Origin of the sequence: Bacteroides parvus, from assembly GCF_017309675.2 — a bacterium.
GTDB lineage: Bacteria > Bacteroidota > Bacteroidia > Bacteroidales > Bacteroidaceae > Bacteroides > Bacteroides uniformis.
Genome location: NZ_CP084680.1, coordinates 2,910,387 through 2,923,931 on the forward strand (window position 1 = coordinate 2,910,387; position 13,545 = coordinate 2,923,931).

At 47.1% G+C, this 13,545-nt stretch carries 13 protein-coding genes; 8 read left to right on the forward strand and 5 right to left on the reverse strand.

Annotated features, from left to right (window positions below; all coding sequences use genetic code 11):
- Positions 1–6: 6 nt before the first annotated feature.
- Positions 7–873 (forward strand): DUF3737 family protein, encoded by an 867-nt coding sequence (locus JXR92_RS11760; RefSeq protein WP_117964406.1) that lies wholly within the window; start codon positions 7–9, stop codon positions 871–873.
- The gene (locus JXR92_RS11765; protein ID WP_117599483.1) at positions 870–2,039 is read left to right on the forward strand and encodes a MalY/PatB family protein; all 1,170 of its coding nucleotides are present in this window, start codon (positions 870–872) and stop codon (positions 2,037–2,039) included. Before JXR92_RS11760 ends, JXR92_RS11765 begins: the two co-directional genes overlap by 4 nt.
- Here the strand turns inward: JXR92_RS11765 and JXR92_RS11770 are convergent.
- Positions 2,016–2,435, reverse strand: a complete 420-nt coding sequence (locus tag JXR92_RS11770) for a pyridoxamine 5'-phosphate oxidase family protein (RefSeq protein WP_117599484.1) — start codon at positions 2,433–2,435, stop codon at positions 2,016–2,018. The two genes, JXR92_RS11765 and JXR92_RS11770, sit on opposite strands and share 24 nt — an antisense overlap.
- Positions 2,436–2,528: 93 nt before the next feature.
- Positions 2,529–3,413, reverse strand: coding sequence for an AraC family transcriptional regulator (locus tag JXR92_RS11775; RefSeq protein ID WP_117599485.1), 885 nt, complete (start codon positions 3,411–3,413; stop codon positions 2,529–2,531).
- 153 nt (positions 3,414–3,566) lie between these two features.
- Here JXR92_RS11775 and JXR92_RS11780 point away from each other — a divergent pair, with 153 nt between their 5' ends.
- A complete protein-coding gene (locus tag JXR92_RS11780; protein WP_117599486.1) occupies positions 3,567–4,784 on the forward strand; it encodes a sugar MFS transporter in 1,218 nt (405 codons plus the stop codon).
- Here the strand turns inward: JXR92_RS11780 and JXR92_RS11785 are convergent.
- Positions 4,776–5,300, reverse strand: a complete 525-nt coding sequence (locus tag JXR92_RS11785; RefSeq protein WP_117599487.1) for a chromate transporter — start codon at positions 5,298–5,300, stop codon at positions 4,776–4,778. The genes JXR92_RS11780 and JXR92_RS11785 overlap by 9 nt on opposite strands.
- Complete coding sequence (locus JXR92_RS11790; RefSeq protein ID WP_117599488.1) at positions 5,297–5,848, reverse strand: chromate transporter; 552 nt, start codon at positions 5,846–5,848, stop codon at positions 5,297–5,299. The genes JXR92_RS11785 and JXR92_RS11790 overlap by 4 nt, the downstream gene beginning before the upstream one ends.
- A gap of 193 nt (positions 5,849–6,041) precedes the next feature.
- Here JXR92_RS11790 and JXR92_RS11795 point away from each other — a divergent pair, with 193 nt between their 5' ends.
- The 5 genes from JXR92_RS11795 (at position 6,042) to JXR92_RS11815 (ending at position 10,526) form a co-directional block, all read left to right on the forward strand.
- Positions 6,042–6,437 (forward strand): hypothetical protein, encoded by a 396-nt coding sequence (locus JXR92_RS11795; protein ID WP_117599489.1) that lies wholly within the window; start codon positions 6,042–6,044, stop codon positions 6,435–6,437.
- Positions 6,438–6,439: 2 nt separating this feature from the next.
- Entirely contained in the window at positions 6,440–7,729 is a 1,290-nt protein-coding gene (locus JXR92_RS11800; RefSeq protein WP_087332529.1) for a DUF3440 domain-containing protein, read from the forward strand.
- Positions 7,726–8,259, forward strand: a complete 534-nt coding sequence (locus JXR92_RS11805) for an IbrB-like domain-containing protein (RefSeq protein ID WP_117599490.1) — start codon at positions 7,726–7,728, stop codon at positions 8,257–8,259. Before JXR92_RS11800 ends, JXR92_RS11805 begins: the two co-directional genes overlap by 4 nt.
- Positions 8,260–8,424: 165 nt before the next feature.
- A complete protein-coding gene (locus JXR92_RS11810; protein WP_117964401.1) occupies positions 8,425–9,360 on the forward strand; it encodes a UDP-glucuronic acid decarboxylase family protein in 936 nt (311 codons plus the stop codon).
- A gap of 41 nt (positions 9,361–9,401) precedes the next feature.
- On the forward strand, positions 9,402–10,526 hold the full coding sequence (locus JXR92_RS11815; RefSeq protein ID WP_117599492.1) for an ATP-binding response regulator: 1,125 nt from the start codon (positions 9,402–9,404) through the stop codon (positions 10,524–10,526).
- Between the two features lie 102 nt (positions 10,527–10,628).
- Here the strand turns inward: JXR92_RS11815 and JXR92_RS11820 are convergent, their stop codons facing one another.
- Positions 10,629–13,523, reverse strand: a complete 2,895-nt coding sequence (locus JXR92_RS11820; RefSeq protein ID WP_138346063.1) for a PD-(D/E)XK nuclease family protein — start codon at positions 13,521–13,523, stop codon at positions 10,629–10,631.
- Positions 13,524–13,545: the final 22 nt, after the last annotated feature.

The following is a 13,545-nucleotide window of genomic DNA, read 5'->3' on the forward strand; positions in this document are numbered from 1 at the left end:
AACAAGGTGAAAATAATATCAAATACAGCATTTGGCGGAGAAAGACCTTTGTTCGAATCGCATGACTTACGTTTGGAGAATGTAGTTATCCGTGCTGGAGAATCAGCCATCAAGGAATGCAGCAACATCGAAGCTGTTGATTGTCGGTTCGAAGGAAATTATCCCTTCTGGCATGTTCACGGATTTGTTATCGACCGTTGTTTTTTCGATGTCGGCGGGCGTTCGGCACTGTGGTATTCCGACCATCTGAAAATGACTGATACGCGTATCGATGCACCCAAAATGTTTCGCGAGATGCACGACATCGAAATAGAGAATGTAGAGATAAACGATGCCGATGAGGTGTTCTGGCGTTGTAAAAAACTGAATATCAAAAATCTGAAACTGCATGGAGGAACTTATCCGTTCATGTTCAGCAGCGACATCCGCATAGACGGATTGGAAAGCGACAGCAAGTACGTTTTCCAGTATGTGAAGAATGTGGAGTTGCGCAATGCCAAAATCACTACGAAGGATGCCTTCTGGGAGGTGGAGAATGTGACAATCTACGATTCTGAACTCAGCGGCGAATATCTCGGCTGGCATTCGCACAATCTCCGGTTGGTGAATTGCCATATAACCGGTGAGCAACCGCTCTGCTATGCCCACGACCTCGTACTGGAGAATTGCACCTTTGGTCCCGACTGCGACCGGGCTTTTGAATATAGTTCGGTGCAGGCAACCATCAAAGGAACAATAGGCGGGGTGAAGAATCCACGGACAGGCTGTATCACTGCCGAAAGCTATGGGGAAATCATTCTCGACGAAAATATAAAGGCGCCTGCCGATTGTGAGTTGAGGCTTTGGGATGGTAACTGGATTTATAAATTATGAAATACGATTTCGATACAATCATCTCGCGTCGCGGGACGAATTCTTATAAATGGGATATTCCCGAAGAGGAGAATGTACTGCCCATGTGGGTGGCGGATATGGATTTTCGTACAGCACCCGCTATTATCGATGCCTTACAAAAGCGGGTGGCGCACGGTATTTTCGGTTATACAAAAGTACCCGAAGCCTATTATGATGCGGTTGTCCGGTGGTTCGATGACCGGCATCGCTGGCAGGTTGATTCCCGGTGGATTATCTATACGAGTGGTCTCGTGCCGGCTCTGTCAGCCATTATCAAAGCCTTGGCCATGCCGGGTGATAAAGTCATCGTTCAGACTCCTGCCTATAATTGTTTCTATTCATCTATCCGTAATGACGGATGCGAGTTGTTTGCCAATAATCTCATTTATCAGGATGGCCGCTACGTAATCGACTTTGCCGATCTTGAAAGGAAAGCTTCCGATCCGAAAGCAAAAATCCTGCTGCTGTGCAATCCTCACAATCCGGTCGGACGGGTCTGGACTCCGGAAGAACTGCAGCATATAGGTGATATTTGTTTACGGAATGAGGTGTTTGTCGTGGCGGATGAGATTCATTGTGAACTGACTTACGAAGGATATGACTACACACCCTTTGCCTCCTTGTCTGAACGCTTTTTGCAAAATTCCGTTACTTGCGTTTCGCCGAGCAAGGCGTTCAACCTTGCCGGGTTGCAAATCGCCAATATCATCGCAGCCGATGAAGAGGTGCGCCGCCGTATTGACAGAGCCATCAATATCAACGAGGTATGCGACGTCAATCCGTTCGGCGTAATCGCCACAATGGCAGCTTATAACGAAGGTGGGGAATGGCTCGATGCCTTGCGGAAATATCTGCGGGGGAATTACGAATACCTCTGCCGCTTTTTCAAGGAACGGTTACCACAATATCCCGTGTTGCCACTCGAAGGAACTTATTTGGTTTGGATAGACTGCAGTGCCTCTGGTATCAACTCAGATGCTGTCGCCTTGCGTTTGCAAGAACAACAGCACTTGATGGTCAATTCCGGTACGATGTACGGTCCCGGTGGAGAGGGCTTTATCCGGCTGAATATCGCTTGCCCCCGGGCTCTGCTTGCTGATGGACTGGAACGGATGGCCCGTTTATTCTATCGTGAAGTCTTCTGATTTAAATCCGCTGTAATACCTACCGGCGAAGGCGGTGAACTTCAGGACACAATAATCGGGATCAGTCACTCCTTCGGGGTAGTACATAGTGTCGCCTTCCTGCCATATCATTTCCTTACTGGTGCTGTCCGTCAGTATCTCCATCGTGCCGCGCAGCATTACGCCCTTGAAGAAGCGTGTGTTGCAGACGTAAAGGCATGCCCGGTTATTTTTGAGAAATTGCGAAACGCGCATCGACGAGGTGTTCGTTGATAGGTAAATGTGTTTGATCCCTTCCCTTTTGCGGGTTTGCAACATGGCCTTGATGTTGGGAAAGCCTTCGGCATCCATCGAACCGACAAAGATGGTTTTTTCCTTGTCAATCATGTTTCCTACTGTTTTTTCTGCATTTCTCATTGTTTGTTTTTTTATGGGTTATTGTTTCAAGGGCAAAGATAGCCGGTAAGTGGAACTTTTGTACAATAAAAAAGAAGGAGGATATGTCACTTTTCACGGTTTCTCCATTTTCCGGTAGGCGAGGGGAGTATACCCTATACATTGTCGGAAACTACGTACAAAGTAGGAGACGGTTGAGAAATGAAGTTCAGAGGCTATTTCTGAAATGGGGAGGTCGGTGTAGGTGAGCAGACGCTGGGCTTCGTCTGTAATCTTGTTGAGTATGTACTGCTTGGCATTGATGTTTATGGCCGAAGAGAGGATTTCGTTCAGATAGTTGGGAGTGATGCATAGTTTATCGGCATAGAATTGTACAGAATGCTGCTCCCGGAAGTGCTCCCCAACCAATTCGAAGAATCGGCTGAGGTGGAAGCTGCTGATATCTTTATGTGGCTCCTTACCCGTCTCCGGAGGGATAGAGGTGCGGTAGGCACGGTTGAGTAGCATGAGGACTTCGTAAAGTAAGGCGCGTAATATGCCCGTATCGTGTGGGTGGAAAGAGTCGATTTCGACCTTTATGTCGTGCAGAAGTTGGAGTATCCGTGCATAGAGCCCGTTCGGCAGTTGGAGTTTGTCTGCCGTTTTTCCCATTCGGAAGAACGGGAGGTGCTGCACGAATAGTGGGTCTTTGAAGAAAGAGGTCAAAAAGGTATCCTCAAAAATTAGAGCATGACCGTTGCCGATACGGTCTGTGTCCCAACTGCGCACCTCACCTGGTTTGGAGAAGAATACATCACCGGGAGCTGCCAAGTGTGTCCGGTTACCGATAGTGAATTCTCCTTCTCCTTCTGTGATGAAGGTGATGTCATAGTAGGTCAGAATATGTACTTTTCCCTGGGTCAAGAATTTCCGGGTATACTGCAAATCAACGACATCTATCAGAAGTTCGCTTCCGTACTTAGTTTTGTAGAAATTGTATCGTGGGATGGCATTTTTCATGGCTTAACATTGTATGATGGCAGTAAAGTTAGAGAAAAAGCTGCTCCGTACAATAGCGAATAGGAAAATGTTGGGTAAAGACCGGGAGTTTTGTTTATCTTTGCACCCGCAATTATCAATCGCCTTGCAACGATTGTCTGGAATTATCATATTATGAAACAGAAACGAATACCATTGGTGGGCAGACAATACCTTGTGCCCTTCATTTTGATTACCTCTCTTTTCTTTTTGTGGGGATTTGCCCATGCCATTCTGAATGTACTGAACAAGCACTTTCAAGAGATACTGGATATCACGAAGACACATTCGGCCTTTATACAGATGACGATGTATATGGGATACTTCATTATGGCCATTCCTGCAGGACTTTTCATCAGTCGCTTCGGATACCGCCGGGGTGTGGTATTCGGTTTGTTGCTCTACGGCATCGGTTCGCTGCTCTTTATCCCCGGGCAGCATTATCTGTCTTTTAATCTTTTCTTGTTTGCATTGTTCGTGATAGGCTGCGGACTGACATTTCTTGAAACTGCCGCCAATCCTTATGCCACAGAATTGGGCGCAAAGGAAACTGCTGCCAGCCGACTGAATTTCGCACAATCCTTCAATGGTCTGGGATGTATCTGTGCGCCGGTACTGGCTGGACTGCTACTCTTCTCGAAGGATGGGCAGACGGGCTCGGGTAATGTCGCATTGCCCTATATCTGCATGGGGGTAATTGTGTTGCTGGTAGCGCTGGTCTTTTCAAGAATCAAGTTGCCCGAGATTGAACATAGTGTGGAGGTGGACGAAGCTGGTAATAAGGTCGGATTGTGGTCACACCGGCTTTTCATTTTCGGGCTGATAGCCTTGTTTGCCTATGAGGTCGGCGAGATTTCCATCAACAGCTTCTTCATCAATTACGTGGTGGAGCAGAATTGGATGAATGCCCGCGAAGCTTCCGTAGTGCTTTCTTTCGGTGGACTGGGATTATTTATGTTGGGACGTTTTGCCGGTAGCTGGATTATGGGACGTGTGCGTGCCGAGAAAATGTTGCTGGTGTGTGCTACGGGGACAGTAGTGACTACTTCGTTGGTACTGCTGGATGTAGGGATGATATCGCTTGCAGCTCTGTTGTGCGGATATGCGTTTGAGGCTATTATGTTTCCCACGATTTTTGCCCTTTCCTTGCGCGGGCTGGGCAACCATACCAAGAGGGCTTCCTCTTTCCTGATGATGTCTCCCGTGGGAGGCGTGGTAGGTCCGCTGTTGATGGGACTGGTGGCAGACCATACGACGATGGTGTGGGCGTTCATTGTACCGCTGGTTGCCTATTGCGTGGTATGGGCATATGCTCGCAAGATGGTGTCCGTCTCTACCGCTTCCTCAATATAGAAGGAATCCTGCGATTCCGGCAAGGATTATCAGTAAGATAGGGTGAAGGTGCCACTTCCACGTCACGCCGAAAGCGGCTGCAAAGATAAGTATGCTTTTGTAATCTATGAAATTTTCCTTGTTCATCAGCAATAGGGCAGCAGCAGCTATCAATGATACGGACATGGGCAGTAGTCCAGACATTGCCGCCTTGATGTATTTGTTGTCTTTGCATTTCACGAAGAAGTAAGAGATGAGCAATACCAGGATGAACGAGGGAAGGCATACTGCAACGGTGGCCACGACAGCTCCCCACACGCTTTGAGTAACTGCATAGCCCACATAGGTGGCACTGTTGATGCCTATCGGACCGGGCGTCATCTGCGAGATGGCCACCACGTCCGTGAATTGTTGCAGGGTGAGCCAGTGATGGTGGTCCACCACCTCGTATTGGATGAGGGACAACATGGCGTAACCGCCTCCAAAACCGAACATTCCGATTTTCAGATATACCAATATCAGCTGCCAATAAATCATATCTGTAATTTTCTCAGTTTATCTTTTAACCATAATGTATAGAGCATTCCTCCTGCAATTCCTGCAAGGACAATGTATACGGGGGATAGCCCGAATTGCCAGATGAGTATGGTGGCGATGGCTGGAAGCACCGGTTGCCAATACTTCAGCTTCAGCGCCCGTGCAGCCGAAATGCAGGGTATCACAATCAGTGCGACTACTGCCGGACGGATGCCATTAAAGATGCGTATCATCACCTGGTTGTCCTGGAAATGAGCGAAGGACATGGCTATCAGCATCATGATGACAAAAGAGGGGAGGATTGTGGCAAGTGCACACACCAGGCTGCCTTTTACTTTATGCAGCTTGTAGCCGACGAATATGGATATATTGACAGCAAAAACACCGGGAAGTGACTGGCTCAACGCAAACATTTCCATGAAATCTTCTTTACTCATCCATCTCTTTTTTACGATTTCCCGTTCAATGAGAGGTATCATAGCGTATCCACCACCGATAGTGAACATTCCTATCTTGGCAAAGGTCATAAAAAGCAGTAAATATTTCATTATTTCTCTTCGGGTGACGTTCTTTTGCAAAGAAACCCAAATTAATCAACATATACAAATTAGGGGTATAATATTTATTTATTGATATTTTATATTGTAGGGCTATATTCTTAAATCTATTTAAAAGGAGGATATTCCGTCGTAAATAAGCTTTATCTTTAACACGTAATTACAAATAATATAAAATGTAGGTATGATACAGATAGTGCAATTACATGGTACGGATAAGAAGCTGTATGAGCTTGTAGCCCCTTTGGTTATGAGTCCGGAAGTACTGAAACAGAACTACAATTATCCTTTCAGGACAGCGGAAGAGTACGAGTGGTTTGTTGCTTTGGATAATAAACATGTTGTAGGTTTTGTGCCAGTGGAGCACAAGAAGTATGAATGTGTCATCAACAACTATTATATTAAGGAAAGGAATGTTGACACTCTGAAATTGCTTCTGGAAAAGGTACTTGAGAAGCAGGGCAAGGAGAGTAGCCTGACGGCTGTTAGCTTTGTCGAAGATAGGGATGTCTTCAGCGAGCTGGGCTTTTTGGAAGACAAGGTATGGACCCGTTATGTGAAAATGAAGAAAAACAAATAATTATGGCTGCACCCAAAAATGTGTATGAACTGGCACAAGAACGTCTTGATGTGATTTTTAGGGAGTTTGACACGATATGCGTCTCTTTTTCGGGAGGGAAAGATAGTGGAGTGTTGCTGAATTTATGCATAGACTATATCCGCCGGAACCGGTTGAACCGTAAACTGTGTGTATTCCATATGGACTATGAAATACAGTACAGCATGACCATTGATTATGTGGACCGGGTATTGGAGGCGAATAAGGATATATTGGAGGTGTACCGTGTTTGCGTGCCTTTCCGTGTAACGACTTGTACGTCGATGTACCAGAGCTACTGGCGTCCGTGGCAGGAGGATTTGGAGGACATTTGGGTGAGGAAAATGCCGAAAGGCTGCCTCACTAAAGAGACGTTTCCTTTCTACACTCCCGAAATGTGGGATTATGAGTTCCAGATGCACTTTGCCAAATGGCTGCATGAGAAGAAGGACGGAGTGCGTGCCTGCTTTCTCATAGGCATCCGTACGCAAGAGAGTTTTAACCGCTGGCGCAGCATTCATCTGAACCGGAAGTATCAGATGTACCACAATTACCGCTGGACCTCGAAGATAGGCAATGACATTTTCAATGCTTATCCCATTTATGATTGGAAGACGACGGATATCTGGACAGCCAATGGTAAATTCGGCTTTGACTATAACCATTTGTATGACCTATATTATAAAGCCGGGGTCAATATCGAACGCCAGCGTGTGGCAAGCCCTTTTCTCTGTGAGGCACAAGAGAGCTTGAAGCTGTATCGCGTCATCGACCCGAATACTTGGGGAAGAATGATAGGGCGGGTCAACGGGGTGAACTTTACCGGTATTTATGGAGGGACGCGTGCTATGGGGTGGCAAACGGTCCGACTGCCCGAAGGGTATACGTGGAAGGGCTTTATGCAGTTCCTGCTTTCCACCTTGCCGGAAGAGACCCGGAGGAACTACTTGAAAAAGCTTACCGTTAGCATTGAATTTTGGCGTACAAAGGGGGGGTGTCTGGCTGACGAGACCATCCAGAAGCTGAGGGATGCAGGAGTGTCCATCGAAGTGATAAATACCACGAATTACAAGACGAACAAGAAACCGGTGCGCATGGACTATCTGGATGATATTGACATCGCGGAATTCCGGGAAATCCCCACTTATAAGCGGATGTGCATATGCATCCTGAAGAACGACCATGCCTGCAAGTACATGGGGTTTGCCTTGAACAAGGAAGAGGCATACAAAAGAGACAAGATAATGGAACAATTCAAAAATATGATGTTATGAGCGTAGATAAAAGTCCGGTATATAATGTAAAGGCAATTCCAATAGAGAAGATACAAGCAAACGATTACAATCCGAATGTAGTGGCACCGCCCGAAATGAAGCTTTTGGAGCTTTCCATTTGGGAAGATGGTTTCACCATGCCTTGTGTCTGTTACTATGATGAGGAAGCGGATAATTACATCCTGGTGGACGGCTACCACCGTTATCAGGTGTTGAAGACATCCAAGAGGATTTATCAGCGCGAAAACGGGTTGCTTCCCGTGGTAGTGATTGACAAGGAACTTTCCAACCGTATGGCATCCACTATCCGTCACAATCGTGCCCGTGGCACGCACAACATCGAGTTGATGTGCCATATTGTTGCGGAATTGGACAGAGCCGGCATGTCGGATGAATGGATAATGAAGAATATCGGAATGGATCGCGACGAAGTATTGCGTTTAAAGCAAATTTCGGGTTTGGCAGACTTATTTGCGAACAAGGACTTCAGCATTCCGGATAAGAAAGAAGAGTATATGTTGGATAAATAAATGAATGTTTCAGGGGTGGATTTTTTAATCTGCCTCTTTATATTCATTAATAAGTGAAATATTTCGTTGCAAACTTGCATAATTTAGTCAAATCGCCTACATTTGTCAGCATCAAAACAAACAGAATAGGTCTTATGTGCTTTAAGGCACTATAAAAAACATTACATGAAGAAAATTTTGGTTAGTGGTGGTGCTGGTTTTATAGGTTCTCACCTTTGTACCCGATTGATAAACGATGGGCATCAGGTGATTTGTCTGGATAATCTTTTCACCGGTTCGGAAGGAAATATCACTCATCTGAAGAGCAATCCCCGCTTTGAGTTTGTACTGCATGATGTGGAAACCCCTTATGATGCAGATGTGGACGAAATCTATAATCTTGCTTGTCCCGCTTCTCCCATCCACTACCAATATGACGCCATTAAAACTATCAAGACTTCTGTATTGGGCGCCATCAATATGCTGGAACTGGCCAAAAAGACGAATGCCAAGATATTGCAGGCCTCTACCAGCGAAGTGTACGGTGACCCCGTTATTCATCCCCAAGTGGAAAGTTATTGGGGAAATGTAAATCCAATCGGCCTCCGTTCTTGTTATGATGAAGGGAAGCGTTGTGCCGAGACATTGTTTATGGACTATCACCGCCAGAATGGAGTGCGGATCAAGATTATCCGTATATTCAATACGTACGGTCCTCGGATGCTGCCGAATGACGGACGGGTGGTTTCCAATTTCGTGGTTCAGGCATTGCAGAACCAGGATATTACGATATACGGTTCGGGCAATCAGACACGGAGTTTCCAGTATGTAGATGACTGTATAGAAGGTATGGTACGGATGATGAATACGGAGGACGATTTTATCGGTCCGGTAAACTTGGGAAATCCGAATGAATTCTCCATATTGGAACTGGCGGAAAAGGTCATCAGGTTGACGAATTCCAAATCGAAACTGATTTTCAAACCATTGCCTCATGATGATCCTAAACAGCGTCAGCCGGACATCACTCTGGCAAAGGAAAAGTTGGGCTGGGAACCGACTATAGAGTTGGAAGAGGGTTTACAGTATATAATAGAGTATTTTAAGGAATATCGTTCCTAACTAAATAGTGATTTTGATAACGGGAAAAACAATATAGAAAGATGAACATGGAAATAAATCCTTCCGAATACAAGATCCTCATCGTTGACGATGTGATGTCAAATGTTTTATTGTTGAAAGTGCTTTTGACAAACGAGAAATTCGCAATTGCTACTGCGAGTAACGGGCGGCAGGCATTGGAGCAGGTGGAAAAGGAAAATCCTGACTTGGTTTTGCTTGATGTAATGATGCCGGACATGAGTGGTTTTGAAGTAGCCCAACATTTAAAGTCAAATCCGCAGACTGCTGAAATTCCGATCATCTTTCTGACCGCACTGAATAGTACGGCAGATATTGTGAAAGGCTTTCAGGTAGGAGCGAATGACTTCATCTCTAAACCTTTCAATAAGGAGGAACTGATTATCCGTGTTACCCACCAAATATCTTTGGTAGCTGCCAAGCGGCTGATTTTGAGTAAGACGGAAGAACTGCAACGTACCATTGCCGGGCGTGACAAGCTCTATTCGGTGATTGCCCATGACCTGCGTTCTCCGATGGGATCCATCAAGATGGTGCTGAATATGCTGATATTGAACTTGCCATTTGAGAAAATAGGTGCTGAAATGTACGAGCTTCTGACGATGGCTAATCAGACAACGGAGGATGTGTTCTCATTGCTGGATAACTTGCTGAAATGGACAAAGAGTCAAATCGGTAAGTTGAATGTGGTTTATCAGGATGTGGATCTCGTCGAAGTGACAGACGGTGTCATTGAGATTTTTAGTATGGTGGCAAGTCTGAAAAAGATAAGAATCCGCGAGATGAAACCGGAGAGAATGATGGTTAACGCTGATATTGACATGCTGAAGACGGTAGTCCGCAACTTGTTGAGCAATGCCATCAAGTTCAGCAAGGAGAATTCCGAAATATTGGTGAAGATGGAGGAAGTGAATGGTATGGCAGTTGTTAGTGTTCAAGATCATGGCTGTGGCATCAGCGAGGAAGGGCAGAAGAAATTGTTGCATGCTGATACGCATTTCAGCACGTTCGGTACGAACAACGAAGAAGGCTCGGGACTGGGCTTGTTGCTGTGCAAGGATTTTGTCGTGAAGAATGGCGGTAAACTGTGGTTTACTTCCAAGGAGGGCGAAGGCTCCATATTCAGCTTCTCTATTCCGGTGAAGTAATGATAACGAAGAAAATAGAACGGATGGTCCGTTGAAGTAAAACAGACCATCCGTCAGACTCAAATAGACCGTCTGTTTCTTATGAACGGATGGTCTGTTTTTTTATCTCTTACACAGACTGCGGAAATCGCAATATTCACATTTCCGGGTATCCTCTGTTTGGCTGAATGTTTCTTCTTGGCTGAATATCTCCTGCAGGAGTCCGTGCAGCCGTTTGCGGAACTCGTCTTCGAAGAAAGCGAAGTTGTTGACCGGTACCTTGGGTTGTCGTGGCGCTCCCATTTCGATGATCGGGGAGTAGCTTTCGGAAGCTGCCCGGTGGATGTAGAGCAGGGAAGGGGCTACCTTCAGCGATTGCTTGCGGCAGAGGATGGCGGCGTACAAAAACGTCTGGAAAATATAGTTGGGACGGTTGTCGGCGGGAGTAAACAGTTGTTCTATATTTTCTGGAGTCTTGGGAGTACCGCCTGTCTTGTAGTCCACAATACGTAGCGTGTCTCCTTTGCTGTCCAGGCGGTCGATGGTACCGCCTATCTGTAAGGCAAGCTTTCCTTGCGGAGTATCTATTTCCATCGTTTCTCTGACGTCCTGTTCCATGCCCTCCATACGGAACGGGGCATATTGCAGGTCATTGCGCAGGAGCTGGCGCAGGTAAGAGGCGATGACTTTGGAATGGATGAGCTGCGTACCGTTATACTCCGGTTGCTCCGTAAGGGGCACATGGAAGAACTTTTCTTTGAAAGCATTGTCCACATAGGCTTGCAGGCGAACATCGTCTTTCAGTAATTGTTCCAGGTCATCTTTACGTATCTCCCGTCCGTTGGCTATCAGTTCGTTGTACACCAGTTCGGCAGAACGGTGGAAGATGGTGCCGAAGAGGGCGGAGTCTATCTCGGCGCTTACTTCATCGGGAGCTTTCAGGCCAGCTACGTATCGGTAGTAGAATTTCAGCCGGCAGTCCAGATAGGCATTGAGGGCAGAGGGGGAGAAGAACGCTTGGGGACGTCGGTGGATGTCGTAGGCATCGAACATCTGTTGCAACATCTCCGGTGTCTTGTGAATCTCAATTTCCCGGGCTTGCTGGGGGGATTGTCCGGCTTCAAGGTACTCAAGGGAGATGTTGTGTGGCGATTCTACCAGGAATTGCAGCATGAAGCGGGACATTTCCCCGCGGTTCAGTCCGTCCGAAGAGGTGTTATATAATAAGGTGACGTTTTCTGCCCGCTGGATGAGGCGGTAGAAGTAGTAGGCATAGACGGCATTTTTGTGCTCTATGGTGGTCATGCCGAAGGCTTTCCTTAGGTTGTAGGGGATGAAGGAGGACTCGCCTCCGGCTTTGGGCAATTGCCCTTCGTTGAGGGAGAGCATGATGAGATTGCGGAAGTCGAGGTTACGCGTTTCCAGCACACCCATTACTTGCATGCCGATGGCGGGCTCTCCGTGGAAGGGGATGTTGGCAGAGGTAAGCAGCCGGTTCAGCAGTCGCTTCAGCGTGTCTGTGCGCAGGCTACTCAGTTCCCCGGTCTCTATCAGATTGAGCAGGCGATTGACGAGAGTGTAACTTTTGAACAGAGACTCACGGTACAGCTGGTTGAAGATGTCTTCCACGTCTTTTTCCTGGCGGTAGAGGACGGCTACTTCGCGAAGCAGTTCGGTGAGGTAGCTGCATAGGGCGGCGATGCCGTTCTGTGGTGTAAAGACTTGTTCAAGGAATGCGTCCTGCTTCAGCTCCGAGGGAAGAGGATAGAAGCGATTGTCCTGCGTAAGCCGTCTTTCCAGTACTTCGGCATGGGAGGAAAGCTGCCGGGTATAAGGATGTTTCAGCAGGGTGAGTACGGTCTCGTAAGTATATCGTCCGGTACCTGTGTGGTAGCCGGTAGTCTGTAGTTCTACAAGGGCGTTGATGAAGCTGTATACCGGAGTTTGGGCAAGGGGGAATCCCATTGTGATGTTGACGTTCTTTACCTCTGCCGGAATGGAGTGGAGGACGGGAAGCAGTAGGGATTCGTTGCAGAGGACGACGGCAGTATCCTTTAATGAAGATTCTTCATTTCTCTGTTTTTCGTTCTCCCTAATCCATTGAGGCAAGTAACGGGCTTGTGCATTTTCCGTAGAAGCGGAGATAAAGCGTACATTCTTGGGTTTCCGCAGTACATCAAAGGATTTTTCGGGGAGCTGGTTGGGGAACAGCTTTAGGTTGCGGAGGATGAATTCGCCTGCTTCGTGGGTATAGGGTGGTTTTTGTTCGCGTGGGAGGCGGGTGTAGAATACGTCATAGTCCCAATAGAACATCGCTTTTCCGGCATTCTGCAAGAGCTGAAAGAAACGGGTTTCTACTCTATTCAGCACGTTGAAGCCGACAAATACATAGCGGTCGTAGCGTAGTCGGTCGGTGTTGAGTTGCTCCATGACATTGCGGTACATCATGCCTTCGTAGGCGATGCCAAGTTCCGTGAGGTTTCGGCGGTAGTGGCGGTAGATGTCGCCCAACTTATCCCAGAGGGAGATGAATTTTGCTTTCAGCTCCGTGCGCTTTTCTATGGAGAAATTTTGGAAGAATTGGCGGATGGCTTCTTCCTGCTCTTGGTCAAGGAAGTCGTAGCCGTCCATGATGTTCTTCAGTTCCTGCAGATTGCTGAAGAGCTTGTCGGCATCTACGAGGTTTTTGTCCACGTCGTCGAAGTCGCTGATGAGCAGTTCTCCCCAGAAGTAGAAGTCATCCAGAGTCTCTTCACTGTGGGTCTCTTCGCGGAACACCTTATACAGTTCGCATACCAGGCGGATGGGGTCACCGGACTTTAGTGGCGAGAGTTGCCGGAATAGTTCGCTGATGCTGACGTAGGCGGGCGACCACAAGGGGCGGTCCGTTTCGGCTGCCAGGTATTCGTTGAAGAACAGACTGGCACGTTTGTTGGGGAAAACGATGGCGGTGCGCGAGAGGTCGTTTCCTATTTTGGCGTAAAGGTCGTGGGCGACCAGTTGGAGAAATGTTTTCATAATTCAGTTGATAATTGATAGT